Annotated in this window: 21 protein-coding genes and 3 pseudogenes; 15 read left to right on the forward strand and 9 right to left on the reverse strand. The window is 45.0% G+C overall.

The features are described from left to right. The first annotated feature begins 3 nt into the window (after positions 1 to 3). From QUB06_RS06740 to QUB06_RS06750, 4 genes and pseudogenes are all read left to right on the forward strand, one after another. Positions 4 to 4,344, forward strand: coding sequence for an amino acid adenylation domain-containing protein (locus tag QUB06_RS06740; protein ID WP_333434637.1), 4,341 nt, complete (start codon positions 4 to 6; stop codon positions 4,342 to 4,344). A gap of 63 nt (positions 4,345 to 4,407) precedes the next feature. Continuing rightward, positions 4,408 to 5,799, forward strand: coding sequence for an aspartate aminotransferase family protein (locus QUB06_RS06745; RefSeq protein ID WP_333434638.1), 1,392 nt, complete (start codon positions 4,408 to 4,410; stop codon positions 5,797 to 5,799). A gap of 443 nt (positions 5,800 to 6,242) precedes the next feature. Continuing rightward, a pseudogene (locus QUB06_RS34670) lies at positions 6,243 to 6,714 on the forward strand (ISL3 family transposase); the annotation flags it as partial. A gap of 374 nt (positions 6,715 to 7,088) precedes the next feature. After that, positions 7,089 to 7,340 (forward strand): hypothetical protein, encoded by a 252-nt coding sequence (locus QUB06_RS06750; RefSeq protein ID WP_333434639.1) that lies wholly within the window; start codon positions 7,089 to 7,091, stop codon positions 7,338 to 7,340. A gap of 136 nt (positions 7,341 to 7,476) precedes the next feature. On the opposite strand, the gene QUB06_RS06755 is transcribed toward QUB06_RS06750, so the two are convergent. The 3 genes from QUB06_RS06755 to QUB06_RS06765 all read right to left on the reverse strand — a co-directional run bounded on the left by QUB06_RS06755 (position 7,477) and on the right by QUB06_RS06765 (position 9,843). Next, positions 7,477 to 8,286 carry a peroxiredoxin-like family protein gene (locus QUB06_RS06755; RefSeq protein WP_333434640.1) on the reverse strand — a complete coding sequence of 270 codons (810 nt, stop codon included), beginning with the start codon at positions 8,284 to 8,286 and terminating at the stop codon, positions 7,477 to 7,479. 449 nt (positions 8,287 to 8,735) lie between these two features. After that, the gene (locus QUB06_RS06760; protein ID WP_333434641.1) at positions 8,736 to 9,218 is read right to left on the reverse strand and encodes an Hsp20/alpha crystallin family protein; all 483 of its coding nucleotides are present in this window, start codon (positions 9,216 to 9,218) and stop codon (positions 8,736 to 8,738) included. A 262-nt stretch (positions 9,219 to 9,480) separates the two neighbouring features. After that, positions 9,481 to 9,843 carry a DOPA 4,5-dioxygenase family protein gene (locus QUB06_RS06765; RefSeq protein ID WP_333434642.1) on the reverse strand — a complete coding sequence of 121 codons (363 nt, stop codon included), beginning with the start codon at positions 9,841 to 9,843 and terminating at the stop codon, positions 9,481 to 9,483. A gap of 233 nt (positions 9,844 to 10,076) precedes the next feature. Here QUB06_RS06765 and QUB06_RS06770 point away from each other — a divergent pair. The 3 genes and pseudogenes from QUB06_RS06770 to tnpA form a co-directional block, all read left to right on the forward strand. Next, positions 10,077 to 10,765 (forward strand): annotated as a pseudogene (locus QUB06_RS06770) (alpha-L-fucosidase); the annotation flags it as partial. A 64-nt stretch (positions 10,766 to 10,829) separates the two neighbouring features. Then, positions 10,830 to 11,180 carry a hypothetical protein gene (locus QUB06_RS06775; protein ID WP_333434644.1) on the forward strand — a complete coding sequence of 117 codons (351 nt, stop codon included), beginning with the start codon at positions 10,830 to 10,832 and terminating at the stop codon, positions 11,178 to 11,180. A gap of 826 nt (positions 11,181 to 12,006) precedes the next feature. Continuing rightward, entirely contained in the window at positions 12,007 to 12,444 is a 438-nt protein-coding gene (gene tnpA / locus QUB06_RS06780; protein WP_333283321.1) for an IS200/IS605 family transposase, read from the forward strand. A 34-nt stretch (positions 12,445 to 12,478) separates the two neighbouring features. Here tnpA and QUB06_RS06785 read toward each other — a convergent pair whose 3' ends face one another. Further along, positions 12,479 to 13,444: an S-layer homology domain-containing protein gene (locus QUB06_RS06785; RefSeq protein WP_333434645.1), complete on the reverse strand. Its 966-nt coding sequence runs from the start codon at positions 13,442 to 13,444 to the stop codon at positions 12,479 to 12,481. A 50-nt stretch (positions 13,445 to 13,494) separates the two neighbouring features. Next, positions 13,495 to 14,415, reverse strand: coding sequence for a DUF2382 domain-containing protein (locus QUB06_RS06790; protein ID WP_333434646.1), 921 nt, complete (start codon positions 14,413 to 14,415; stop codon positions 13,495 to 13,497). A 566-nt stretch (positions 14,416 to 14,981) separates the two neighbouring features. Between QUB06_RS06790 and QUB06_RS06795 the strand changes: the two genes are divergently transcribed. The 6 genes from QUB06_RS06795 to QUB06_RS06820 all read left to right on the forward strand — a co-directional run bounded on the left by QUB06_RS06795 (position 14,982) and on the right by QUB06_RS06820 (position 19,073). Further along, positions 14,982 to 15,593 (forward strand): hypothetical protein, encoded by a 612-nt coding sequence (locus QUB06_RS06795; protein WP_333434647.1) that lies wholly within the window; start codon positions 14,982 to 14,984, stop codon positions 15,591 to 15,593. 155 nt (positions 15,594 to 15,748) lie between these two features. Beyond that, positions 15,749 to 16,300, forward strand: coding sequence for an SH3 domain-containing protein (locus tag QUB06_RS06800; protein WP_333434648.1), 552 nt, complete (start codon positions 15,749 to 15,751; stop codon positions 16,298 to 16,300). 14 nt (positions 16,301 to 16,314) lie between these two features. Beyond that, a complete protein-coding gene (locus QUB06_RS06805) occupies positions 16,315 to 17,436 on the forward strand; it encodes a hypothetical protein (RefSeq protein ID WP_333434649.1) in 1,122 nt (373 codons plus the stop codon). A 184-nt stretch (positions 17,437 to 17,620) separates the two neighbouring features. Beyond that, complete coding sequence (locus QUB06_RS06810; protein WP_333434665.1) at positions 17,621 to 17,983, forward strand: DUF2254 family protein; 363 nt, start codon at positions 17,621 to 17,623, stop codon at positions 17,981 to 17,983. A 17-nt stretch (positions 17,984 to 18,000) separates the two neighbouring features. After that, positions 18,001 to 18,753 (forward strand): hypothetical protein, encoded by a 753-nt coding sequence (locus QUB06_RS06815; RefSeq protein ID WP_333434650.1) that lies wholly within the window; start codon positions 18,001 to 18,003, stop codon positions 18,751 to 18,753. Positions 18,754 to 18,827: 74 nt separating this feature from the next. After that, on the forward strand, positions 18,828 to 19,073 hold the full coding sequence (locus QUB06_RS06820) for a hypothetical protein (RefSeq protein ID WP_333434651.1): 246 nt from the start codon (positions 18,828 to 18,830) through the stop codon (positions 19,071 to 19,073). A 29-nt stretch (positions 19,074 to 19,102) separates the two neighbouring features. Here QUB06_RS06820 and QUB06_RS06825 read toward each other — a convergent pair. Continuing rightward, positions 19,103 to 19,364: pseudogene (locus tag QUB06_RS06825) on the reverse strand (IS701 family transposase); the annotation flags it as partial. A gap of 129 nt (positions 19,365 to 19,493) precedes the next feature. Between QUB06_RS06825 and QUB06_RS06830 the strand changes: the two are divergent. Further along, a complete protein-coding gene (locus QUB06_RS06830; RefSeq protein ID WP_333434652.1) occupies positions 19,494 to 21,887 on the forward strand; it encodes a bifunctional serine/threonine-protein kinase/ABC transporter substrate-binding protein in 2,394 nt (797 codons plus the stop codon). Between the two features lie 397 nt (positions 21,888 to 22,284). After that, positions 22,285 to 23,004, forward strand: coding sequence for a PHP domain-containing protein (locus QUB06_RS06835; protein ID WP_333434653.1), 720 nt, complete (start codon positions 22,285 to 22,287; stop codon positions 23,002 to 23,004). Between the two features lie 170 nt (positions 23,005 to 23,174). Here the strand turns inward: QUB06_RS06835 and QUB06_RS06840 are convergent, their stop codons facing one another. From QUB06_RS06840 to QUB06_RS06850, 3 genes are all read right to left on the reverse strand, one after another. Further along, positions 23,175 to 23,327, reverse strand: a complete 153-nt coding sequence (locus tag QUB06_RS06840; protein WP_333434654.1) for a hypothetical protein — start codon at positions 23,325 to 23,327, stop codon at positions 23,175 to 23,177. 25 nt (positions 23,328 to 23,352) lie between these two features. Next, positions 23,353 to 24,519, reverse strand: a complete 1,167-nt coding sequence (locus tag QUB06_RS06845) for a CO2 hydration protein (protein WP_333434655.1) — start codon at positions 24,517 to 24,519, stop codon at positions 23,353 to 23,355. A gap of 129 nt (positions 24,520 to 24,648) precedes the next feature. Continuing rightward, complete coding sequence (locus tag QUB06_RS06850) at positions 24,649 to 26,163, reverse strand: NADH-quinone oxidoreductase subunit M (RefSeq protein ID WP_333434656.1); 1,515 nt, start codon at positions 26,161 to 26,163, stop codon at positions 24,649 to 24,651. Positions 26,164 to 26,200: the final 37 nt, after the last annotated feature.

The raw sequence follows: 26,200 nt of genomic DNA on the forward strand, positions 1-26,200 counted from the left end.
ACAATGCAGACAATTAATGGATTTCGGATTTCACCCCAGCAGAAATATCTGTGGCTGTTGCAGCAAGACAGCCCTGCATATCGCGTTCAGTCTGCTATTTTGATCGAGGGAATTCTTCAAACCGAACGCCTAAAGCAAGCTTTAGAAAAAGTTAGCGATCGCCACGAAATTATCCGCACAAGCTTTCAGCGAAAGGCAGGGCTAAAAATTCCTATACAAGTTATCTCCGAACATAGCTCCGTTTCGTGGAAGTGGGTTAACTTAAGTGAAGTAAATCCCCAGGAGCAAGAAGCAAAACTCGAAGATATTTTTCAGCAAGAAAAGAGCGCTTTATTCAACTTCGATCGCAATCCTCTTTGGCACTTGTCTTTAATTACACTTTCCTCGGAAAGGCATATTTTACTGGTTAGTTTGCCCGCGCTGTGCGCCGATAGTCGCACACTAAAAAATCTGGTTCAAGAAATCAGCCAGTGCTATGCCGCCTGCCTTCACGGCGAAGAAATTACCGATGAAGTTGTGCAATACATTCAATTTTCAGAATGGCAAAATGAATTGCTCGAAGATGAGGAAGCGGCGGAGGGCAAAGAATACTGGACTGGGCATAATTTTTCAGCGCTAGCGAGTTTAAGGTTGCCGTTAGAAAATAGATTAATTAACGTGCCAGCTAAATTTACTCCCCAAGCTTTGGAGGTCAAATTAGAGTTAGCTTTGCTGGCAAAAGTGGAAGCGCTCGCCCGCCAGTACAACACCTCACTTTCTACATTCTTGCTCGCTTGCTGGAAAATTTTGCTCTGGCGGCTGATTGGCCAATCAGAGCTCGCTGTTGGCGTGGCATTCGACGGTCGAAAATACGAAGAACTAGAGCCAGCGCTTGGGCTGTTTGCCAAATTTTTACCGCTGTCGAGCCAACTAACAGAAAACTTTTCCTTCGCGGAAACCTTGCAGCAAATTCAGCAGGAAGAACGCGAAGCATACAAGTATCAAGAATATTTCTCCCACGAATATCTAGGGAACTCTTCTGGCTTTCCATTTGGTTTCGAGTTTGAGGAACAGCTCGAAAAGCATTCGGCTAGTGGCGTATTTTTTTCGATTTACAAGCAGTATGCGTGCTGCGATCGCTTCAAAGTTAAACTCTCTTGCCACCGCCAAAAAGACTCGCTCGCCGCTGAGTTTCACTACGATCCTATCTTCCTGGCAGACAACAGTATCCGGTGCTTGGCAGAGCAATTTTACGCCTTGGTGCAAAGTGCAGCCAGCAACCCACAAACCGCAATCGGCAAGCTCGAAATGCTGAGCGATCGCGCCCGAAATCAATTATTAGTAGAATTCAACAGCACAAAAGCAGATTACCAGCTCGATAAGTGCGTGCACCAGCTATTTGAAGAACAAGCAGAGCGATCGCCCAACCGTATAGCTGCTGTTTGTGAAAATCAGCAAATTACCTACAGCGAACTCAACGCCCGCGCTAACAAAATCGCCCATTACTTGCAGCAATTAGGTATAAAACCCGAGGTGATTGTCGGCATTTGCGTCGATCGCTCTTTAGAGGCGATCGCTGGAATTCTAGGCATCCTCAAAGCAGGTGGCGCGTACCTACCGCTCGACCCAGCCATGCCCAAAGAGCGCCTAGCATTGATGTTGCAAAATGCTCAGACTCCAGTGCTGTTAACGCAACAGCATCTCATCAAAAATATGCCGGAAACTCAGGCACAGATCGTCTGCTTAGATACAGACATTCCCTCTTTTTCTCCTACTACTTTCGTCTCTGCTTCTGTTGAAAATTTAGCTTACATTATCTATACCTCCGGTTCCACCGGCACCCCCAAAGGAGTCGCCATTGAACACCGGCAACTGCTCAATTACCTGCACGGAATTCAGGAAAAATTAAACCTGCCATCAGGTGCAAATTATGCCACCGTTTCTACCTTCGCCGCCGACTTGGGAAACACCGTTATTTTTCCGGCTTTGTGTTCGGGTGGATGCCTGCACATCATCTCTCAAGAACGCGCAACAGATCCTCAAGCAATGGCGGCTTATTTTCAGCAACATTCTATCGATTGTCTTAAAATTGTTCCCTCTCACTTACAAGCTTTGTTGAGCGCTTCTAACGCCTCGCAAATCTTACCGAAAAAGCGATTAATTCTCGGCGGTGAGCCTTTGATGTGGAATTTAATTGAAATAATTCAGAAATACAATCCAGACTGCTCGATATTCAACCATTACGGGCCCACAGAAACAACTGTAGGCGTGCTGACTTATCAGGTACGAATGAAGGGCGATCGCATTTCCCAGACAGTTCCTTTAGGTCGTCCGCTACCCAACACGCAGATTTATTTGCTCGATTCGCACTTGCAGCCAGTTCCTGTAGGGGTAGCCGGTGAATTATATATTGCTGGTGCGGGGTTGGCTCGCGGCTATCTAAACCAACCAGAACTCACCGCAGAAAAATTCATTTGCAATTCATTGACTCAGGAACCGGAAACTCGACTTTACAAAACTGGCGACTTAGCTCGCTATTTGCCAGACGGAAATATAGAATTTATCGGTCGCGCCGATCGCCAAGTAAAGCTGCGAGGTTTCCGCATTGAATTAGGGGAAATTGAGGCGGGCCTGTCTCATCATCCCTCTGTACGCGAGGCAGCCGTTTTACTTCAGGAAAATGAACCGGGGAATCAGCGTTTAGTCGCCTATATTGTTTCTCACTCAAAACTCAGCGTTCAGGACTCACAACTGATTGAAAGCCTGCGTTCATTCCTCAAAGAAAAGCTGCCAGAATACATGATACCTTCTGCTTTTGTGGTTCTGAAAGCGCTGCCACTGACTCCCAATGGCAAAATAGACCGTCAAGCGCTTCCTGCACCGTCCGTAGCAGCCAATTTTACAGATACGTTTGTAGGCCCTCGCACTCCCGGTGAGGAGATTCTTGCCGGAATTTGGAGCCAGCTTCTCAACCTTAAAAAGGTAGGAATTTACGACAATTTCTTTGAGTTGGGGGGACACTCATTACTGATTACTCAGTTGTTAGCCAAAGTGCGAGAATGTTTTCAGGTGGAATTGCCTTTGCGCGTTTTGTTTGAAGCTCCAACTGTAGCTGGTTTAGCTGAAAAAATTGAAATGCAGCAAGGGGGCAACACAGCGGGCGATCGCACTGCAAGTTTCGATATTAACGCTGAAGTTGTTTTAGATCCGGCAATTCGCCCTGCAACTCCATTGAGCGAGCCAAAAACTGAACCAGCTTGCATACTCTTAACAGGGGCGACGGGCTTTTTGGGAGCCTTTTTACTCCGCGATCTCTTGCAACAAACTCAAGCAGAAATTTATTGCCTAGTCCGTTCGGCCGATTCAGAATCAGCCAAAAAGCGGATTCAAAGCAGCCTCGAATCCTATTTAATTTGGGATGAAAGCAGCAGCGATCGCATTATCCCAATTGCTGGAGATTTGTCTCAACCACTTTTGGGGCTTTCCGAGGAGCAGTTCCGAGTTTTAGCCAGTAAAATAGATGTCATTTACCACAATGGCGCGTTTGTCAAGTTTACTTATCCCTACTCTGTTCTCAAACCCGCTAACGTTTTGGGGACGCAGGAAGTTCTGAGATTGGCGAGTCAAAGTAAGCTAAAACCAGTCCATTTAATTTCTACGATTTCCGTTTTCTCGGCAATGGGAGAATCTGGGATTAAGGTAGTGCGAGAGGAGGATGAGCTCACTCCGGGAGAGGGTCTAAAAGGTGCTTACACTCAGACTAAGTGGGTGGCAGAAAAGTTAGTAGAGGTCGCGCGCGATCGGGGAATTCCTGTTAGCATTTACAGGCCCGGTCGCATTTCTGGGGACAGCAAAACAGGGGCTTGCAATCCCAGTGACTTACTGTACAGGTTAATGGCTGGTTGCGTGCAACTTGGATGTGCGCCCGATGACGATAAGCTGATGAACGTAGCGCCTGTTGACTATGTGAGCCGAGCGATCGTTCATCTTTCGAGGCAAAAAGAATTGCTCGGAAAGACTTTTCATTTAGTCAACCCTCAGTCCTTTCAAATGAGTGAATTGCTTGGCTGGATTTGCTCAATGGGTTATCCTATCAAACGAGTTTCGTCTGAGGCTTGGCAAGCAGAAATAATCAATCGCGCTGGATATTCTCCAGAAAATGCGTTGTATCCGCTTGTCGGTCTTTTCTCCGAAAAAGTTTCTGAAGCGGAAATGCCACAATCAGGAACGCTACATTTCGATTGCCAAAATACGCTAGATGGACTTGCTACCACTGACATCACCTGTCCGCAAGCGGATGCGAATTTGTTTCGCACTTACTTTTCCTATCTCGCGGATTGTGGCTTTATAGGTAGCCGCAATTAAAACCTGTAAGGGCGCAAAGCATTGCGCCCCTATTTAGCTCAATCTCTGGAGAATTCAAACAAAATGAACGAACAATTGCAGCAAAGACACATGAAAGCGCTCATAGATCGCTACACCGATCGCACCAAGACCTCTAAGAATTTCGCGCAAAAATACCGTCCGGTTCTCGCGGACAATCGGGCTTCTGATGGATTTCGCTTTCCCGTCAAGGAGATGTTTTATCCCATTGTCGCCGATCGCTCGCTTGGCTCTAAAATGTGGGATGTTGATGGCAACGAATACATCGATATCACAATGGGATTTGGCATCAATCTTTTTGGTCATAATCCGCCCTTTATTAAAGAAGCCGTATTAGAGCAACTCGATCGTGGTGTGCAAATTGGCGCACAAGCAGACCTTGCCGGAGAAGTTGCGGAATTAATCTGCGAACTAACGGGAATGGATCGCGTCGCTTTTTCTAATACCGGCACTGAAGCAGTGATGGCAGCTCTACGATTAGCTAGAGCGGCAACTAAACGCAATAAAATTGCTTTGTTTTCTGGTTCTTATCACGGTCATTTTGACGGAACTCTGGCAGTTGTAAAAAAGATAGATGGCGATTTACGCACCATTCCAAAAGCGCCAGGAATTCCCCCTAATTTTATTGAAGATGTTTTAGTTTTGGATTACGGAAGCCCTGATGCCCTGGAAATTATCAAAGCTCATCAGCACGAATTAGCGGCGGTTCTCGTCGAGCCGGTGCAAAGCCGCCGTCTCGATTTGCAACCCAAAGAATTTCTCCAGCAACTCAGGCAATTAACAAAAGAATCAGAAATTGCGCTGATTTTTGATGAAATGGTTACTGGTTTCCGAATTCATCAAGGCGGGGCGCAGGCGTGGTTTGGCATTGAGGCAGATATTGCAACTTACGGTAAAATTGTCGGGGGCGGTATGCCCATTGGAGTTATCGCTGGAAAAGCTGCTTATATGGATAAAATTGACGGCGGTTTGTGGAACTACGGTGATGATTCCTATCCCCAGGTAAAAACAACTATTTTTGCCGGCACTTTTTGCAAGCACCCACTTGCTCTGGCCGCTGCGCGTTCCGTGCTGCGCTATCTTAAAAGTCAAGGCCCAGCCCTTCAGCAGCAGTTGAATCAGCGAACTTCGCAGCTAGTTGAAACCCTGAATGCTTATTTCAAAGAAAATGAAGTCTCTGTCTGGCTTGTAAATTTTGGATCGCAATTTCGCGCTGTTGCCTCGGTTGAGATAGATCCGCTACTTTTTCACTTACTCGAAAAGCGTATTTTTATATGCGAAGGTCGTAGCTGCTTTCTCTCCACCGCTCACACTCATGAAGACATCGATCGCATCATTCAGGCGGTTAAAGAGAGCATTCAAGAAATGCGCGAAGGAGGCTTTTTCCCGGTTTCTTTTCACCCCCAAGCAGAAGTTTTTTCAATCGCCAGCAAGTAAAACTCGCTAGTAAATTATTAAAGGGTTACAAAGCACGCGATCGCACCCATTACTTACTATTGAGACTGCGAGCCTTTGGCTGGGTTCTACAACGAAGTCTGGGGCGAAGAACTTAGCAACCCACATTCTGCAGATGTGGGTGGGATTTTTTTATCAGTTGTGAAAACTTGGAGCCAAAACGCTTTTCTATTGAACTTATGCGGTTTTAGCGTTACGGTAGCCTGTCTAATTTACCTAAATTAAGCAGGTTGAAATAATTGACTTTTTCTAATATATTTATGTCGCTATTTTATCGCTCCAACTCATCTTTTGAACCAAGTCAACTCATGCCAAGAGCAAATTGTCTTGACTAATAAATGGTAACTGTTCAGGGGGCGCACCACCCCAAGAGGAGTTGTAAAGAATTTGGGGAGAAAGGCGGGCGTCAAAAATAGGAACCAAAAAAAGTTATAGAACAAGTATTCCCAAATGCACAAGTTGTTATTGACCGTTTTCACGTGATGAAAGCAGTTAATAAAGACTTGAATAAGGTGCGTCGAGCAACAGTAATCACAGATAGAGGCAGCAAATATTTATTGTTGAGTAATCGAAACAACCTTAATTCCGACCAAATTGAAAGGTTAGCAATCACCTGGGAAAAATCATAAGGCTTAAGAATTGCTTATGAGAGGAAAGAAGAGTTTCGGTAAATATACGAGACCAATATGACTGTCAAAAGAGCAGCGGACAAAGTTCAATGATTGGGTGAATTATGCGAGGAGCTTTTTTAAATAATCATCTTCGACTATTGTCAATCATTTTGAAGGAATTTGTAATTACTTTCTTAATCTTACAACAAGTGGAGTGAGGTCAGGGATAAATAATCGAATTAAATTAATTATGCGACAAGGATATGGGGTAGTAATAAATATGTAGTGAAGTTTAATTACAGTAATTGAATACATCCATACTCCGGACAGTTTTTGGAACGATACTACAAGCCTTACATGGCAAGCATCATAAAAAAGTGGAATTAAATCCAAGTCAGGGGTAGAGGTGACATTGATTTAATTATCCACGCTCGCCTCAAAGTCCTAGGGAATAAGCCATTCAGTCATAGAAAAAGTGTCCAGACTATTGATGCAAGAAAGTTCAAGAAAATAATTAACAAAAGTTGATAATTAATTAAAGCCGTCCTACAAGGACGGGGTTTTAGACCCATCTCTCTGGTAAGTTTTCATAGAGGGGATGAGGAAGTTCACAGCTTGAGTGGCTGCGATCGGCATCTCTCAATCAGGAGGCCAAAGGGGATGGATCGGGCAACTTTAAGGCAAATGGCGATCGCTACGTTTTCACAAGTTGGCATTCAATTTGATGAAGCTAACGTAAAGGCGGAGATTGACGATAACTGGTTTCTTGGTGGTAGTGAGCCCACCAATCAACTTTACTTTGTGCATTTGCTAGTTGACGGACAAGGGCGGGAAGAACCGGGGCTAAATGGTTGGGTAGAGTTCAATTGGAAAGGAGAGATGCTCCCGTTGGGAGCTGCTGGAACAGGATGAATATGGTAAGCAAGAAATTGCCAGCAGCAATGATGGGATTGAGTACGATCGCATGAATCCCCCTATCCGTAAGCCCATGCCCATTCGCTATCCACCACTCTTACCCCCTGCCAGCCGCACACCATAAGGGCGGTAGTTAGTGCATATCGCCCTGCCCCAACGAGTCTCCATCAGCCATTATTTCTGAGAGAAATGTCAGGGGATTGCTCATATCAGCAGCGAAACCAAGGATGGCGCGATCTCGATGTTCGTAGACTAAATCTCCCTGAGCATTAAACAAGAAAGTTGCGCCTCGTTGAGTGAGATAAGCAGCATTTGGAACATAGGTTTTCCAATGACTCAGCACTTCTCCCATATTCCGCAGCCGTAAAGTTGCCAATTCAAAAGGACGCTGGAAACCCTTGCCACCTGCCCACCGGAAAGTGGAACCTCTGAGGGGTGGAAGAGGAAAAGCCTGAATAATTTCATCATCACCAATTAATTGAGGTGCTTTTGCGTCGCCTCGATATCCTCTCCATACTTCTGCCAGAGTGCCAGGGCTACCAATCCCGGAACACATGAACAATAAATTGAAGTAAGCATTCATAGCAGCCGATAAACCGGGTAGTTTTAAGGATAAACCTGGATACAGGTCAAGTTTTTGGTGCAGTTGGGCACTGGGATCTACAAACAAACAGTCGGCAGGAAATCCTGTATACCCACAGAATCGCTGACCCGAGGAAAGTGAGCCAATTCCCACAGCTCGGATTGCTATCCCTTGTGTTTGAAGCCGTTGAGCGTCCCGCTGCAACCACCAAGCATATTCAAGGCTGTCGAAATCTCCCAATTGTGGCAACAACAGCACCAATTGCCTCATAGAGGATTCGCAACCGTTCAAGATGGGTAAAACGGCTCCATCACTCACCCGTTGGCGTTCGGTTTGGCTCAAGAGGGTATGGATATTCATCGGCTAATTATCTATTGAGGAATTGGGAAAGTAGAAATCATCAGTTGTTGGACAGATGCTTTACTCACATCAAATCGGGCAGCTACTTTCGGAATTGATGTATCACCTGGTTGAGATGCTTTAACTATTGCGCTTGAGCTGGCAGGGTATGTCTAGCTGTGCTACTTTACCACAGATAAGCCGGTGATTAGAGGCGATCGCCAATGCTCCTCCGGTTCGCAGACTCAATGAAATTGGTTCCGACAAGCGTGAAATATTTTGGCAGACTAACTGGAATCAGCGCGGGTTCACGGTATCTGTAGGTTTTTCGCTCTGCTTTCCCAAATAAAGAATACCGAGAGCAATGGTCGCTCCCGGTATCAGCTTTTCCAGTTTCGTTGTTGTTAAGTAAATCCAATCAGGCTCAATGAAAGGAAAATTTGCCTCACTCCATTAAGCACAGCCGATCGTTATTGGTTAGCCTGTTCCAAAGCTGGATTCGTTGAAGATCCAGCAATTTCGGCCAAGTTAATCTTGACGACTTTATTACGAGCTTCAGTCACTTTGGGCAGAGTTAGCGTTAGAATGCCATCTTTGCATTCAGCTTGCACAGAGTCGTTTTGAATGGGTGCGGGCAAGGAAATTACCCGGTGGAATTTGCCATAGCGGAATTCAGAGCGGACGTAGCCAGATTTTTCGTCTGTGTTTTCGTAGCGGCGTTCGCCAGAGATAGAAATTGCTTCACGGGTGACTTGAACGTCAATGTCTTTGGGGTCAATTCCAGGCAGTTGCGCTTTTAATACGAAGTTGTCCCCAGCATCAACAAATTCTAGAGCGGGCATCCAAGCAGCTTCTGAGTTATCTCTCGTTGCTGTCCGTTGGTCAAATACTTTATCGAGTTGCTCGCGGATGGTTTCAATTTCTGTGAAGGGTTGCCAGTAGCGGATCAACATAATCTGTCACCTCAAAGATTGGTAATGCTTTATAAGGAAAGTTTGGTTGGAGCTCATTGCTTACAGTTATTATGATGCCGCTTCCCAAGTGGGAGAAACAGTCAGGAGAACCCAACCCAGTTAGTCGTATTTGCCAGAATAAGTGCGAAAAAATCAGAATGAATTGGCATTGAAGAAAACCGTACCAAGCTATTCCTAGAAACCGAAAATACTGTAGCAACGGCATGATGAGCTTGCCGAGCGAACTCTGCACGGCGCGAGCTCACCCGCTGGTGCTGGCCGTTTTAGGTCGCAGAACTTCGACATTCAGCTCTAGTTTCTCTCCCAGCCACAAAGAATGTAGAGTGTGGTCTGCCACATCATCCCCTGTTTCGGGATGGACGAGAATATTGAGATCCTCGCGGTGGAGCATTAACCAAGGAACGACTTTGCCAAACTCCGAGGGTGAAAACGCAACTTGATACATCGCTTGAGGATGTGGCCCAATGGGTTTGTCGTGCCAACGGCCTAGCTGCACCTCAAACTGAGCCAATCCTTCGCGTACGCGCTCCGCAGCATCACGGCTATCATTGTCAAAGTAAATATGTGCGTGAAAACCAACAATTTTGATGGTGTCTTCTTTCATGATTTTCAGTGGGGTATTTTGGGGAGGTTCATTGCAGCCAAATCCAACAAAGAAGTATACCCTAGCTTATTAATTTTACCTGCGAGTAAACATTACTCTTTCAGCAATGCCGCCTATATTTTAGGGTAAACCAATGACTCAAGAAAACAACTGGTTTGAGACAGCACGATTGGGAATGTTTGTTCACTCTTCGTCATAGTAGCCAGTGTGGGTACGAAGTATCTTGGCCGTTGGTGGGAGGCGTCTTTAGCTTGCCATACTGTCAAGATGTCCCGGTAGCGGATTATCACCGCGCCGCCCAAACTTTCAATCCGACTGAATACGACCCTCAAACTTGGGCGCATTTAGCGAAACGCTTGGGGATGCAGTATGTGATTTTGACGGCTAAACATCATGATGGGTTTTCCTTATTTCATACCCAGCAATCCGACTTTTCTATTGAGTATGCGCCGTACAAAAAAGATATTGTTCGAGAATTTGTGGAGGCGATGCGGGCGGAGGGTTTGCGAATTGGGTTGTATTTTTCCTTGATTGACTGGCATTACCCTGACTACCCGGCTTTTACAGAAGCCGATAAACCGTATCAGTTTGGGAAATTCAGACAGCCGACGAGTTCTCAGTGGGAACGCTACCTTGAATTTATGTTCGCTCAAGTCAAAGAATTGTTGAGCAACTACGGAAAGATTGACTTGAAGAGGTTTGATGGTGGTTGGGAGCGAAAACCAGAACAATGGCAAGCTAGACAGCTAAATGAAATGATTCGCTCGCTGCAACCGCATTTGCTAATCAACGATCGCCTCCCTGGATTTGGAGACTTCGATACCTGCGAGCAATTCATCCCCCCCAACCGCCTCAACGTACTTGGGAAGCTTGCCTAACTCTGAATGAAAGCTGGGGTTATAACCCGAAGGACACCCAATTCAAGTCAGCTCGCCAACTTATTCATACCCTCTGTGAAGTTGCAGGTAAAGGTGGCAATCTGAATAATGAATGTCAGCCCTATGGGCAACGGGCAGATTCAATCCGAACAATTGGATTTGTTGCAATTCGTAGAAGCATGGATGAGTGTCCATGCCCAGAGTATTGTAGGAACACAGCCTGGACTGGAACCTTGGCAATTCTACGGCCCTTCTACTCGGCGTGGCAATCGCTTTTACTTATTCTTGCTAATGAAGCCCTACGAGTCAGTAACAGTACGAGATGTACCCATTAAACGGATTCAAGCCGTTTCTAAAGTCGCTGGAGGGGAATCATTACAATACTCTACTCGCTGTGCGATTGTCGATTCTATGTTAAGTGCCGATCCAAGGCGGGGAGTTAACGATTCAAGTGCCTGAAGAAGCTCTCAATCCCTATGCTACGGTGATTGCAGTTGATATTGCTCCAGCCAATGATACTTAGAACAAGGATGTAACCAGTGTAGCGATCGCACTTCTTCACTTCCTACCCCCGTCGCTTTTGGCATCCAACTCAACATCACTCAGCATTTTGGGTTCTTTTTCGTACAAACCCCGCAGCACGACCTTGACATTAGGAAACGCGAAATACCTAGCTCTGTAGGTACTGTCGATGCAATGGGGGCTAGGGCGTGTTTTCTTGCCTCGTTGTATCCTAAAAATAGGCGATCGTAGGCAGGGAGTCTGGATGAATCGAGGAGACCAGCCCTGTCAAGGTGCGGGAAGCTAGTCGTTCAGTTAATGTCAATAAGCGGGCTGAATTTTCAAGAACCTTTAGGAAGAAGCGAAAATTCTTATAAATGCCTACAGTTGGAGATATTTTCTTTGTAATCAACTCGTATAATTGTCCTATTCCCTCGAAAATTTCCACGTTAAACAACCCTGACAGTCTCTAACAAACCCACCTATCATAGGAAGAATGTCTCAGACATCACAGGCGTGAGAAACTTAATTAAGTTAATCCCCCTCTAGCTGCAGTCCAGACGGGATTTAAGGAGACTTTTTCCTTTTTGCCTCGGCAAGAAGTTTAGCAGTAGAAACATGAGGATGAGCTGGGTCATACGTTGGTTTGGGCTTGGATTTCTTTGGTACTCGGACTGAAGAAGAAAATCTCTCAAGTCGTACTTGATTGGCTAAATCGTTTAGGGTGTTGCTAAATTCAGAGATAGTCATTTGCTGAAAAATTTGCTATGTTGGTTTGCAAGTAATGACAACTATTTACCGCAGGGAACGCCATTCTGTTACAGAACTTAAGATACACTTGGTCTGTGTGACAAAGTATCGTCGGTCTGTCTTCACAGGTGAAAGTATTGATTTGATTGAAAAGTCGTTTCGAGAGGTGGCTGAAAAAATGAATTTTCAAGTGCTGGAATTCAATGGCGAAGGCAATCATGTTCACGCGCTGATTGAGTATCCGCCTAAGTTGTTTATCTCTCAAATAGTTAACGCATTAAAAGGCGTTTCTAGCCGTCGTTACGGACAGGCTGGACATAAGAAGCCCCATAAAGAAGCATTGTGGAGTCCTAGCTATTTTGCTGTTTCTGTAGGGGGTGCGCCCTTAGAAGCTTTAAAGGAGTATATTAGAAATCAAGAAAAGCCGTCCACTGAAGAAGGGGCTGGTATCCCAATTTCTTGGTCAATCTAATCCAGTGGTAAAAAAGTTAAAGTTGATGGTAGAACTAGCGACGTGGGTTCTTAGGAATGTACTTAGCACTATCCTTCTCGGGAAGCGGTTCTATCTGACCTTGATTGACCAAAGCTTGATGAATAAGGGCAGTCGCACTACCCCGACTGAGCAACTCGTTCGGATTAAGAACTCTGGGATCTGGATAGTTGACCACTATCTTTGCCTTTGTCGCTGCTGCCACTGGCTCAACCGCATATTTAGGAATTTTCTCGGCATCTTTATAGTACGAATTGAGAAAATCTAATGCCGAATTTTTAGCAGGCGCAGTTGCAGCTTTTGTCGTTGTTGGTGGAACAGCCTTAGCCGGTTTAGGTGCGGGCGCAGCCGCAGGCTGCAGCCTTGCCACTACAGGTAATAACGGCTGCATCAAAACAGTCGCTGCGAGGGGAAAGGCCAAACGGTTCCTAGCAATTCGACGTTTATTTACTGGAGTTGGCTTGGCTGCAGTTACAGCCGCTTGATCAGTTTTGACAACAGGGGGATTGTAATCCATATTTAAACCCCTCATTAACACAACTAATGCTTGTGCCTTAGTCAAGGGCTGCTTCGGACGAAACTTCTTTCCGGGAAAATCATTCATAAATCCCGTTTCATAAGCTTCTTTAATCGGAGTTGCTGCCCAGTAGTTTTGAGGCACATCCTTAAAGTAACTTCCACTGGGTATCTTTCTAATGCTTGCTCGATTAAAAGCTTGGTGGATCATCGCCGAAAATTCATCCCGATCCACAACCTGTTTTGGTCTAAAAGTTCCGTTTACATATCCGGTAACAATCTCTTTTTCAGCTAAGGAATCAATAAACGGACGCGCCCAGTAATTCGGCGGTACATCAGGAAATTTCGACTTAGCTTGTTGAGCAGCAACTTGCTGGGAACTTAGCACAAAACCAGTGCCACTGACACTAACGGCTAAAGCTAAAAAAGCTACGCTGATTGACGGTAAATACCTGCGAGTAGACATAATAAATTTCCTCCTGATTTTTGCATTTTTAACGATACTCTTTGGCTGAGTTAAAGCGGATTACTTTTTTTCCGCTCCGATTCCCATTCTGTTTTTACATCTAACTCTTCGCGACGTACTGTGTCTGTTGCCTCAACGGTATCTTGCTCAACTTCTTTTCTGACTTGCACTTCCTCGCGCACGAACGCTTGCTTTTTGATATTGACAGTTTCTTCGTAGATTTCAAAATGTACCATTTCTTCTTGCTTGAAGGCGGTATCTGGAGTTACTCGACTCCCTGCATATTCTGGAGTAGTGCGCTCAATCACAACTCGCTCTTGTTTTACAGGAAGCTGCAGTTGTACCGTTTTGGTTTCAACTTGCTTGCCAATTATCACCTCGCCTGTTTGGCGACGGGTTTTATCTGCAACTAATCGTTCTTCGTACAGTTTAAGTTTTTGATGATCCTGTTCGTTTATCTGATACAATTCAGGCTCTCGATCGTAAGTATAGGTATCCCTGTCATAAGCAGGATTACTAGCTTGAGGCGAGACAGAATGTGTTGTAGAAACTCGAACAGGTGCTTCTAAAGGTAATGATGCTTCTACTGGTACAGATGCTTCTACTGTTGAAGTCCGATAAATACCCCGCACTTGTTCTTCATAATCGTAATCAACTACCATCCCATGCTCATACCTGGGTAGTTTTTCCACTTGGTCTTTACTCCGCAAGTTTATAGCGTAAACACGCCGCCCATTAAAATCAATGCGACAAAGAGCGATGGGAAGTAAAACTTTTTTGTCAAAAATCCAAGAACCAGTCTCTACCACAAAATAGCGGAAACGTCCTGTCTCATCTACCAGCACAGTATCGATCGTGCCAATTTTATCATAGGTACTTCCGCCATACACATCCAGCCCTTTGATATCGTCGTCATCAAAAGCTGCTTGGCGGTAGTGGGGATTAAAATCTTCTATTTTGTAAAGTAACATTGTTGTTTCCTGTACCTATGTACATCAAGCCCTGTACCTACTTTAGATAGATATCAGTTCTAATACTTCCATCTTATGAATGATTCAGCAAATTGAAAATCATCAAGATAGGGAGATTTTTTTATATTTTTCTATCTTTAGGTAGATGATTTTAGCTCTCCCGTACTGAGGGTGATAAATTTATCTAATCATTCGTAGGTTGGGTTGAGCCAAAGGAAGCCTCCGTTTCACTCCGCCCAACTATCTCAGGCTAACAAGTTGGCTTTCGTTCCCAGGGCTCCAACCTACAACCTTTATGCCACAAGCCTTCACAAGGATTTCTCAGGTTTTATTATCACCTCAACTACGCGATATCCTACAAAATTAAGGACATCTCTAAGTAGCTGCTGGGGTTTTTTCTGAATGAGATTTCGATTTATGAGCGAAATTACTACTTTTGAGCCTTAAAATAATCAAATTAAAAACTATTATGCCCCTCGGTAGATATTCTAGTAATATTTATTAAGTAAAATTAAATTCCCATCAATGGGAAAAAAGTAACAACGTAACGCAGGGGTTAATCTTTTATGACTTATCCAGATCGATCGGGCAGTCCACTCACTGATCCTACAATCGTCAATCCGCTGGTGGATTACCACGATCAAGTGAGGTGGGGGCCAATTTTGGCAGGAATTGCGATCGCTCTGGGCACTCAACTACTTTTAAGCGCTTTGGCAATGGCGATCGGATTAAGCGCGGGTGCAACAGGCGCGGATGCAGGTTCCGTTGGTATTGGGGTCGTAATTTGGTCGATTATCAGTTTGCTGATTTCCCTATTTTTGGGCGGTTGGGTAATGGCTCAAAGCTGCGGGCCGATGACCAAGAAAACAGCATTTTTGAATGCAGCAATTCTTTGGGGAGCTACATTAGCACTTAGTGCTTGGTTATTAGGAAGCGGGATATCGGGTGCTGTTGGCGCTGCCGCTGCTAATGCTGGAGAAATTGCCAATCAAGTACAACAACAGGGCGGTGTTAATATACCGAATCAAGCGCCGAATGTAGACCCAAATCAAGTTCGCGATATAGCTGGTAATACAGCTAAAGCTGTTTGGTCATTTCTACTTGGCTCTTTGCTGAGTTTGGCAGCGGCAATGAGTGGTGCTGCTCTTGGCGCTCGCAAACCTCGCGTTTATGCTTGATTAGCGATGATAAAACCTGACAATTCAACAAGCACAGCAGCGAGTCGAATTATTTTATACCAATGGGATGATGATTCATTCTTTCTTGGAGAAGATGAAGGAGCTAAAAACCTTTTATAAGGTTTGGGCATAGAGATTTAAAAGAATATAAAGCGATGCAAGAGCAGAGGATCTGGCAAAAATATACAACGTTAACAAGTTCGATCTTCTTAACGGCAACGGTTTTAGTTGTTCCCTCGTTCGCCGCTGATACAAATCAAACACAGATTCAAGGTGAATATCTACTAGCGCAAGCTTTAGAAAACTGTCGCCCGGTTATTGCGACGAATGGCCTTAATGTACGGCGACAACCGAGGGCTAACAGCGAAGCCGTTGGCATCATTGATTCCGCACGAAATGTGACGATTCAAAATCTTGGTGAGAATGGCTGGGTACCAATTACAGGCCCGATACAAGGTTACGTATATGGTGGTTTTCTCGGAGCGTGTGAAGCCGCAACCGCCTCGCCTCCTACTAACTGCCGCCAAGTTGCAGCCGCCAGAGGAATTAACGTACATCAAGCACCTTCCACTGATGGGGAAAGCGTTGGAGTCGTCGCGAATGGACGAAGAGTGACGATTGAAAGTTTAGGAACGGATGGTTGGGTGCCGATTACAGTGCCTGTGAGAGGCTACGTCCAAACTGAAAACCGGGCGTATTGTAGTTAATTGAAAAAACAGTGATGGATCACCAATCAAAGCCAAAAAAAGAAACTAATTCACAGCAAAAGTCTGGTTTGTTAAATTTCATTGCCGAGACAACAGAATCTGCACTGAATACAGGCAAAGCGGTTGTTGACACAGCAATTAATTGGGGGGAAGCTGCTGCTAAACAAACTTATCGATTGATTGGACAAGCGACGGAAGGAACCGGAGATGCGGTAACTTATGTTGGCAATTTTCCCTTTGTTAAACAAGTGGCAGGGGTACTCAGGCTTGATTGGTTAGTTGGGGTCAGCGATCGCATCGACTTAGCCAAAGCCGAAGCTCAAGTCAAGGAACTCCAACAAAAGTATCCCAATGAATATCCCAGCGAAATTGCCCATCGCATTATGGTGGAAAAAGCGATCCACGCCGGTGGTGTCGGATTTGCTAGCAGCATTTTACCCGGTGTCGCGGCTGCACTGCTGGCGATCGATTTAGCCGCGACTACTGCGATTCAAACCGAAATGGTTTATGAAATTGCCGCCGCCTATGGGATGGATTTGCAACAGCCAGCCCGAAAAGGCGAGGTTTTGGCAATTTTTGGGTTAGCGCTAGGCGGTAGCAACGCAATGAAAGCTGGTTTGGGTTTTTTACGCAACGTACCGCTGGCTGGCGCCATGATTGGTGCGAGTACGAATGCTACGATGCTGTACGCGCTGGGATATGCGGCGCGCCAGTTTTACGAAGCCAAACTGAGGGAAGAGACTGAAGAACCTGGCACCGAAACGCTGCAAGCGATTCAGCAACAAAGCGAGAAATATCTTGATGTTGCGATCGCCCAGCAAGCAGGGATGGATCAAATTATGGTTCACATGATTTTGGCAAGTTATCCCAACAAAAACTGGGAAGATATTCTGCCAGAATTGAAGGCATTGCAATTAAATACCGATTCTCTCAAAAGGATTGCTGCTAACATCAAGTCCCCCAAACCATTGGGTGCATTGTTAGAGCAACTTAACCCCGACTTTGCAGTACCGCTATTAGCTCAATGCCGTCGCATTGCCGAAAGTAGGGGAGAGGTTTCCGAAGCAGAACAGAGGGTGCTGGATGCGATCGCACAAAAACTCAACGGTCAAGATGTGGCTTCGATATCCGCTTGAAAAAAATTGTTGGTGTGTTAGCTTTCTGCGTAACGCACCATCCCCAATATTTACTGTCGCTGTGTAAGTCCTAAATTAGCCTCACGTTAGAGTAATCTAAAGCCTTAAGATAGAGTTTGACATGGCTAATTTTAATATTATCAATAATGACTGATGCAAGAGGAAGTTTTATGACAGCAGAAATATCCGCCGACTCAGCGCCGGATTATCCCGCCTCGCTCAAAGGGATTTTCCCTCGCCCTATCGCTACGACGATGAAGATAATTTGCGCGTCATTGTTGAAGGAGTGACGTTTGAAGGGTTAGTCGATGCTGCCTTTAACCAAATTCGCCAGTACAGTAAATCAGATGTGGCGGTAACAATTCGCTTATTGGAAGCTATAGCTTGCATCGCCACTTACACCCGCAATTCCAAACAACGAGAAGCTTTACGCCGTCAGGCGGAGATGATTTTAAATAGTAGCCGCGAACAAATCTCTCAGGAGCAAGACCAGAAAGATGTCCAAGAGCGGTATTATCAAGTCATTAAAGCTTTAAGACAGGATTAATTTGGTTGAGCAGAATTATGGTAATAACAGCAGCTTTGCGATCGGCTCCTAATAATTTAGCTTTAACCGGGCTGATTGCCATTGGTTTAGCGCTGACACATTTATTTTGCGGCAAGTTGCGGTTTGCTCCTATTCCTCGCAGTGGCTGGCTTTCAGCGGCGGGAGGGGTTTCGGTAGCTTATGTTTTTGTGCATATTTTACCGGAATTAAATCTGCATCAAGCGGTATTAGAGCAAGTAGAAGCAGGAGTTATTTCCTATCTAGAACACCACGTTTATTTAATAGCTTTGTTAGGATTGACTGTATTTTACGGCTTGGAGCAAATTGCAAATTTATCTCGTCAGCGTGGCGAAGATGATGTGACCAGTCCTGGTGTTTTTTGGTTGCACATAGGCTCTTTTTCAATCTACAACGCTCTGATTGGCTATCTGCTGGTGCATCGGGAAGAACCTGGCATTACCAATCTGCTGTTGTTTTCTTGTGCAATGGCACTGCACTTTGCAGTGAACGACTCTGGTTTGCGGGAACACCACAAACATATTTATGACCGCATCGGACGCTGGATACTAGCAGCAGCTATTATTGTGGGGTGGGTGTTGGGTAGCGCTACTGAAATTGGAAAAACTGCGATCGCAGTTTTATTTGCTTTTTTAGCCGGAGGAATTGTTCTCAACGTGCTCAAAGAAGAATTGCCAGAAGAACGAGAAAGTCGGTTTTGGGCCTTTGCCCTTGGTGCTGGAATTTACACCGCTCTTTTATTGGCTTTGTAAAGGAATCATATTGTTGACTGTTGACTGTTGACTGTTGACTGTTGACTGTTGACTGTTGACGGTGAGTCAAAAGAATGAATATTACGCGAATTATTTGTTGGCAGTTTGATTCGACTTTACGCCCGACGATGAAGCGCGGATTTGATATCATCATTCCGGCGCAGTCGGAATTGATATCAAATAAAGCCAAAACGTTCGAGCTTAAAACCATTATCAGGAATCAAGTGTTCTTTGAGACGGCGTTTAAAATTACCGGGATAATTTTTCCTAGCACTGCTACCCACTGCGGCGGTATTAACAGTCTTAACTTTAAAAGGTAAAGCTATGCTCAGAGTTTAAGTGCTTAAAAGCTTACATCTAATGAGAGAATTTTTACTCCATCATATAAATGTGTATTTACTAAGACTACCCCGTTATCAGTTGGGGCGATTTCACGCCATATATTGTCTGTTAACTCTTGCAGTTAAAGAGCAACTTTTTTCCCATTACCTGAGTCATCTATGATGAGGGTGAGCCCCGTTTTTTGGGATTTGTGGGTAAAAACATCGTCTCTCGCGACGACACCATTTATCGAAGCATGGGAACATGGTGGTGGGAGTTGTTTCCTTTATGAGAGTTTTTCGACGTGGAAGCGCCAACTACACTACAATGGATTTTACCATAAAAGGGACTAATTTTTGGTTTAAGTCCTTATAATCAACATTAAAAGCCGCAGCCTGTAAAGAGGTGTTGGAAAATTTATGTGTGTCAACTTAGGGGATATCCTGCACGAAAGCTACAAAATTATCGCTTTGTTGGGAGAGGGAGGGTTTGCTAGAACCTACACGGCTGCACAAATAAACCAACCCAATAATCCTCTGTGCGTTGTTAAGGAAATTCCTTTTCCCCCATTGAACGATCCGCGCGTCTTGGAGAGGGCAAGGAACCGATTTGAAAGGGAGGCTAGCGCTTTGTGCCGTCTCGGCAAAAACTCGCGCATTCCCGAATTATTCGATCGCTTTGAAGAAAACGATTATTTTTACTTAGTGCAAGAATACGTTCAAGGACATCCGCTTAGTCAAGAACTCACTGCGGGCGATCGGTGGAATGAGCAACAAACTGTTGCTTTGTTGCGGGAAATTCTGGAAATATTAACATCAGTCCACCAAGAAAATATTATTCACCGGGACATTACACCTTCTAACTTAATTCGGCGCAAAACAGATCAAAAAATTGTTTTAATTGATTTTGGGGCCGTCAAAGAAATCGGCACTTTTACCTCTAACTCTACAGGTGAAATATTCAGCTCGCAGGCGATCGGCACCAGGGGTTATATGCCTGCCGAACAACACGATACGCGGTCTCTCCCGCAACCCTACAATGATATTTATGCAGTAGGAATCATCGCGATTCAAGCCCTCACCGGGCGGCGTCCCACCAATCTGCCACAAGACCCCGAAACTGGTGAAATTGTCTGGGATTATTTAACATCTGAACCTGTTAGCGGCAAGCTCAAAAATATTTTAACCAAGATGGTGCGTTTCCACTTTCAAGACCGCTACCAATCTGTTGATGAAGTTTTGCAAGACTTGGATTTGTCGATCGTCCCTGGGCCCCAAGTACCCAAAACTTCGCGGAAGTTGCGATCGGGCTGGCGCTGGCTGCTGTTCGGCGTTGCGGGACTGGGCGCTGCATTGGCGATCGCATTTTTAATCCCCAGAATTTCCCCGCCACAAACGGTGGCTGTACCCTCCCCAGATGGTGTAAGTTCTGGCGAAAAACTCCTAGTGCAAACCTCGCCCCTTTGGTCAAAACAAAGGGGAATTAGTGAGTTGGCCGACTCAAATTATCCTGATGCTTTGAAATTGCTCAAACAGTCCTGGCGAGAAGACCGCAGAGATCCAGAAACTTTAATTTATATCAACAATGCCCTGCTGAAGGCAATAAATGCAGAATATTACACGATCGCGATCGTTGTTCCCATCCTCAGAAATCCCGACGGTAGCATCGCTAACGCAAATTTAGCAGAAGAACTGCTGCGCGGCATTGCTCAAGCTCAAACCGAAGTTAATTTAGGCGCGATTGCTGCAAAAGAGCGCAATCAAGACTTTCCCGGTCAAGAATTTATCGAACCGAAATCTATTAACGGTAAAGGTCTCAGAGTCATCATTGCCGATGATGCAAATCTCAAGTTAGAGGCAATTAAAAGGGCAAATTCTTTAGTCGCTCAACCAGATATTTTAGCAGTTATCGGACACTATGCCAGCGAGATGACTTTGGCAACAGTAGATATTTACGCTCGCAATAAATTAGTCGCTCTTTCTCCGGGAAGTACCACCGAAGAACTGACGCGAAAACCTCGAAAATTTTTCTTTCGGACTGCTCCGACAACTAGCATCGAAGCTGAAGCTTTAGTAAATCAACTGCTCTCGCTCGGTGAGAAAAAAGTTGCAGTATTTTACAATCCCAACAGTCCGTTCAGCGCTTCTTTGTGGGAAGAATTCAAAAAGCAATTTGAAGCGCAAGGAGGAACGACTATCAGGCTTAGAGAGTTTTACGACTTATCTAAAAATAATTTTAACGCCGAAGCCGCAATAAAAAAACTTGAGAAAGCCGGCAAAATAGCGTTACTTTTAATTCCCGACGGTCAAGTCACTAATGCCCAGCCAAATGCGATCGATATGATTAAAGCTAACAACGATCGCCATTGGATTGTCGCGTCTTGGGGACTCTACGATTGGAGAACTTTAGAAGCTGCCAAACAGCTAAAGTCTGTCGAAAAACTAGCTATATCTGTGTTCTGGCATCCTTTAACCAGTTTTGACAAAAAATTTCCTCAAAATACTGAAAAGTTGTGGGGAGGCCCGGTAAATACTCGATCGGCTTTAACCTACGATGCAGCCCGCACGCTGATTAAAGCCCTAGAAATGCAGCCAGAACCAACCCGCCAAGGAATGCAACAAACCTTAGCCGATCCAAATTTTAAAGCCGAGGGAGCCACGGGTATAATTGAGTTTGACTCAAAGACCGGCAATCGCAAAAACCCTCCTAAAGGAGTGGCGCATATTGTTCCGTGTGCTAGAGAACAATTTGGTCTGACATTTGTGCCGATCGAATTTCCCACAGCCGCAGATGCAGGTTTAAAGTGCGATTGAATTGATATCTTGTGGCCTTTTCCACAAACATTTTAAGGGCGGGCAGGATGCCCACTCCACAATAAAATTTACTCTTGGTGGAACAGGCATCTTGCCTATTGTTAAGAATGATGCAATATGTGGGAGTAATTGATATTTTGTGGCATTCTCAACAAACCCTCCGGCGCGAGTTTTACCAAGTATAATTGCCTAAAATCAATAATCTCATAAACCCGCCCCACCCGACGATAAAATGCTGGATAGAGAATTGTGGAAGATGTGCGAGTGAATTGATATCTTGTGCCGAACGCAACAATCCGCCAGATGTTTCAATCCCACAGCCGACTATTGCCACAGGTGCAACATATCAATTTATTAGATATATTAAACAAGGTTAGTTTTTTTTATAATAACGCTTATGGCTGTCAATTTCGCTACCTCCCCCGCTTCTAGTCTCCGACCAGAAGCCCAGAATATCTCAGCACTCAAACAAGTCTTCCAGACAATTGATGCCGATAGCTGTCCGGGTTCCTATAACTTTCATATGCACACAGTCTACTCCGACGGGCGATTGCAGCCAGAGAAATTGATGGAACAAGCCATAGCCGGAGGCCTCAAAGGCTTAGCTATCACCGACCACCACAGCACCCAAGGCTACGTTAAAGCTCAAGTTTGGCTGGATAATTGGAAATTAAACCATCCCGACAAAAATAGTGAAGCACCTAGTCTCTGGACAGGCGCTGAAATTAATGCCGAATTGCTCAACAATGAGGTACACATTCTCGCTTACGCCTTCGATCCGCAACATCCCAGTCTCCAACCATACCTACGAGGTAAAAGCACTGAAGGCACTTATTGTTATTCAGCAGCCAGGGTAATTGAAGCTATTCATGAAGCAGGAGGTTTAGCAGTTCTCGCACATCCTTGCAGGTATCGATCGACTGCTGAGAAACTAATTCCAGAAGCAGCCCGTTTCGGCATTGACGGTGTAGAAATTTACTATGCTTACGGTAATCCAAATCCTTGGAAACCGAGTCCCAAACAAACTGCTTTAGTCAAAGATTTAGCCGAAACTTATGGTTTGCTTGGAACTTGCGGAACCGACTCTCACGGCCTGAGTCTTCTAGTCCGAATCTAGATAGTTCGGAAATAAGAAGTGCTTTATCCTGTCATTACCAGTCTAAGCGTTAGCGGATATACCTCTTATCAAAGCAATCACAATGACCGGAAAACAAACAGTTTATCAGGTCATATTATGTCCGCTAAAATGACTACCGTAAAATTGTTGGGTAGTCAGGAATTCAGTCCTCATAAAAGTTTGAGGACTGAAGTTTTCACTACTTGCCTTATAACGGCTATTTTACTGGACGTGATATCATTGCGATCGCCAGGATGAGCTTTGGCACTCCAAAAGAAAGCAATTGCCAAAGCCGGTAATATTTTTGCAACTTCTAGAGACATTGCGCCCTAAAAAACTGTCGCCCTTCTACCGTTCGGGGAACAACTGACAGGCCCGGTTAGTTGGCTGATTTGCCCAATCCAAGCGAGAATTCCCAAATCGATCCATCCAACCTTCCAAATAAGCTCGATTAGCCTTTTTTTCCTCTGGATCGGAGGTATTCATTGGATGAGGTGCTAAACCCAAAATAGTCGCCGTCGTCACGCAAAACATCGACTTTTGAAAACTCTGACAAATTTGCACCCGCACATCGTCTTCACCGCGACAGCTAGTGCGATAAACTTCGTGCAAATACTCCGGCAAATAATGCCGCATATCTTGCATCAATTGAGTTGGCGGAATCCCTGCACCTCCAATCGGTAAAGGGTCAGCAAACAAAGCCCCGTAGGCAAATTCTTTTTGTTCTCCCGGAATTTGATGAGCTTGAGCATTGTATGAAACTGTGCCAAAAAACGCCGTGCCCCGAAAGAAAACAGCCTCTACATAAGGCACGGCTACATCTGGTAAAAATGTCAAATTAGCCGTCGCTGGCAGGATATCGTAGACTTGAGAGCCAATCTTGACGCTGTAGGTAATCGGTAGGCTGGCTGCGGCGACTAAACCGGCTTTGACAAAATCAACTACATCAGAAATAGACTTAGTTTCCCCTCGATCGTAGGAATCAGATAAGTCCATAAACAAATCGCTCATTACCCGCCAAAACTGACCGAGGCCAGTGTAGTAAGCCAGCATCCGCACTTGTTCCGGCAAAAAATTAGGAAATGCTTTGTGTAGTGCCTGCATGAAAAAATTGCCTTTCAATTTAGCCGAGATCGCCTTCTCGGCCAAACTGCTAAATTCCGGGGAATCCAAATAACTGTCCAAACCCCCGCCGCCGTGCCAAAGCATTGTTCTCATGCAATACTCAGCATACTCAAAATTAATCCTGTCGTGCCACCAATAGCGCATTAACTTCGGCAGAGTGACATCCCCATTGAAATATTTAAAAAACGGAAAAAGCACTAAAAACTGTTCTTCGGCAATATAATTGAGATTGCGAGAATAGGCATCGAGAACGATACCATAACTTTTAAGAATGCCCACAACTTCAACTACATTTTCCGCAGATTCAGGCAGTAAAGCTTTGCCTGATTCCAAGAGGTCAATGTATGGGGATAGGGGATGGGAAGATGGTTTTAATACGGTACTTGTCATTTTAATTAAGCCTGACTACAAGGAAGAACGAAGAAAGAGGTTTATAGTAAGCAATGCAAGTCTTTTCATGATGGGCTAAAAACTGTTAAGAGAGGACTTGCATTCCTCACTAGGAACCTATGGAATATTTTATTTCAAGTTTTGAGCAATCACTTTAACTTGGGGTGGCACATTAGCTACCATTCCGATCGCAGTTTTCTCGCTCAAAGCAACTAAAACTCCAGGCTGCACTCCCATGATTGCAATAATTACTGCTAAAATCAGCGAAGGGATGCGATCGCGCCAGCGGACTTGTGGCAAATTTACCACCACATCCGAAAGGCGGCCGAAAAAGGCGCGGTTGACCATAATTAAAAAGTAAACTGAAGTTAAACCAGTGCCGATCATGCAGAGCAAAGTTTGCACGGGAAACACTGGCAAACTGCCCCGAAATATCAAAAATTCCGCAATAAATCCAGCCAAACCCGGAATGCCGGCACTTGCCATCACGCCGAGGATCATTAAACTGCCAATCATCGGCAAACCGCGATCGGGATTGAACAAACCTTTGAGCACATCTATGTTGCGGGTGCCGGATTTTTTGTAAACAACGCCGACACTCAAAAATAGCAGCCCCGAAATTAAACCGTGGCTAACCATTTGCAAAACAGTTCCCAGCATACTAATCGGAGTAGCTGCGGCGCTAGCTAACAAAATGTAGCCCATGTGAGCGATCGAACTGTAAGCTACAATTTTTTTCATATCTTTTTGGGCGATCGCGCAACTCGCCCCGTAAAGCACGCTTACCACCGCCCAACTCGCCAAAATCGGCGCCGCCACCGCCCACGCCTCTGGAAACAAACCTAAACCAAAGCGCAGCATCCCATAAGTTCCCAGCTTCAAAAGCACCCCCGCCAGCAGCACAGATACCGGCGTCGAAGCTTCTACGTGAGCATCCGGCAGCCAAGTATGAAAAGGCACCAAAGGCATCTTAATTCCAAAAGCCAGCAACACCCCTGCCAGCAAAACAATTTGCCTTACCAAAGGCAATGGCAATCCTCCTTGCAAATGCGATGCGCCCGCTGCACCAACCATATCGAAACTCGAAGCACCGCTAAGCCAACCAGTGCCCAAGAAAGCAGCCAGCAGCACAATTCCCGCAAATGCTGTATAGATTAAAAACTTAGTAGCAGCATAACCTCGGCGCTCGCCTCCCCAAATCGCAATTAACAGGTAAAGCGGAATCAATTCTACCTCAAAAAACAGGAAAAACAGCAGCAAATTTTGAGATAAAAAAGCCCCTGTAACGCCGCCAGTAATTAACAGAATCAAAGAATAATAAAGTCGAGGTCTGCGGATCGACTCATCCGTAGCGTAAATAGCTACCCCTGTCAGCAGAGTATTTAAAATTACCAAAGGCAGAGCCAAACCATCAACACCGAGATTGTAATTCAATCCCAAAACATCTATCCAAGGAATGAATTCCGAAAACTGCAACTGACTGCTACTGGCATCAAACTGAACTGCCAAAATCACCGATAGAATAAAAGTTATACCCGCAATGGCGATCGCGACATTCCGAACTATTTTAGAACTCACTGAACCGGGCCAGAGCCCAATCAGGGCAGCAGCCAACATTGGTATCCAGATTAAAGCACTGAGCATCAATTAAAACTTTCCTTTGTTACACAGTATTTAGAGC

Origin of the sequence: Microcoleus sp. D2_18a_D3 (assembly GCF_036702455.1) — a bacterium.
Classification (GTDB): Bacteria; Cyanobacteriota; Cyanobacteriia; order Cyanobacteriales; family Microcoleaceae; genus Microcoleus.

Bases quoted from the DNA above. Each gene is read 5' to 3' on its own strand.
- QUB06_RS06740 (WP_333434637.1), top strand. From the start codon at position 4: ATGCAGACAATTAATGGATTTCGGATTTCACCCCAGCAGAAATATCTG.
- QUB06_RS06745 (WP_333434638.1), top strand. From the start codon at position 4,408: ATGAACGAACAATTGCAGCAAAGACACATGAAAGCGCTCATAGATCGC.
- QUB06_RS06750 (WP_333434639.1), top strand. From the start codon at position 7,089: ATGGATCGGGCAACTTTAAGGCAAATGGCGATCGCTACGTTTTCACAA.
- QUB06_RS06755 (WP_333434640.1), bottom strand. From the start codon at position 8,286: ATGAATATCCATACCCTCTTGAGCCAAACCGAACGCCAACGGGTGAGT.
- QUB06_RS06760 (WP_333434641.1), bottom strand. From the start codon at position 9,218: ATGTTGATCCGCTACTGGCAACCCTTCACAGAAATTGAAACCATCCGC.
- QUB06_RS06765 (WP_333434642.1), bottom strand. From the start codon at position 9,843: ATGAAAGAAGACACCATCAAAATTGTTGGTTTTCACGCACATATTTAC.
- QUB06_RS06775 (WP_333434644.1), top strand. From the start codon at position 10,830: ATGAATGTCAGCCCTATGGGCAACGGGCAGATTCAATCCGAACAATTG.
- tnpA (WP_333283321.1), top strand. From the start codon at position 12,007: ATGACAACTATTTACCGCAGGGAACGCCATTCTGTTACAGAACTTAAG.
- QUB06_RS06785 (WP_333434645.1), bottom strand. From the start codon at position 13,444: ATGTCTACTCGCAGGTATTTACCGTCAATCAGCGTAGCTTTTTTAGCT.
- QUB06_RS06790 (WP_333434646.1), bottom strand. From the start codon at position 14,415: ATGTTACTTTACAAAATAGAAGATTTTAATCCCCACTACCGCCAAGCA.
- QUB06_RS06795 (WP_333434647.1), top strand. From the start codon at position 14,982: ATGACTTATCCAGATCGATCGGGCAGTCCACTCACTGATCCTACAATC.
- QUB06_RS06800 (WP_333434648.1), top strand. From the start codon at position 15,749: ATGCAAGAGCAGAGGATCTGGCAAAAATATACAACGTTAACAAGTTCG.
- QUB06_RS06805 (WP_333434649.1), top strand. From the start codon at position 16,315: ATGGATCACCAATCAAAGCCAAAAAAAGAAACTAATTCACAGCAAAAG.
- QUB06_RS06815 (WP_333434650.1), top strand. From the start codon at position 18,001: ATGGTAATAACAGCAGCTTTGCGATCGGCTCCTAATAATTTAGCTTTA.
- QUB06_RS06820 (WP_333434651.1), top strand. From the start codon at position 18,828: ATGAATATTACGCGAATTATTTGTTGGCAGTTTGATTCGACTTTACGC.
- QUB06_RS06830 (WP_333434652.1), top strand. From the start codon at position 19,494: ATGTGTGTCAACTTAGGGGATATCCTGCACGAAAGCTACAAAATTATC.
- QUB06_RS06835 (WP_333434653.1), top strand. From the start codon at position 22,285: ATGGCTGTCAATTTCGCTACCTCCCCCGCTTCTAGTCTCCGACCAGAA.
- QUB06_RS06840 (WP_333434654.1), bottom strand. From the start codon at position 23,327: ATGTCTCTAGAAGTTGCAAAAATATTACCGGCTTTGGCAATTGCTTTC.
- QUB06_RS06845 (WP_333434655.1), bottom strand. From the start codon at position 24,519: ATGACAAGTACCGTATTAAAACCATCTTCCCATCCCCTATCCCCATAC.
- QUB06_RS06850 (WP_333434656.1), bottom strand. From the start codon at position 26,163: ATGCTCAGTGCTTTAATCTGGATACCAATGTTGGCTGCTGCCCTGATT.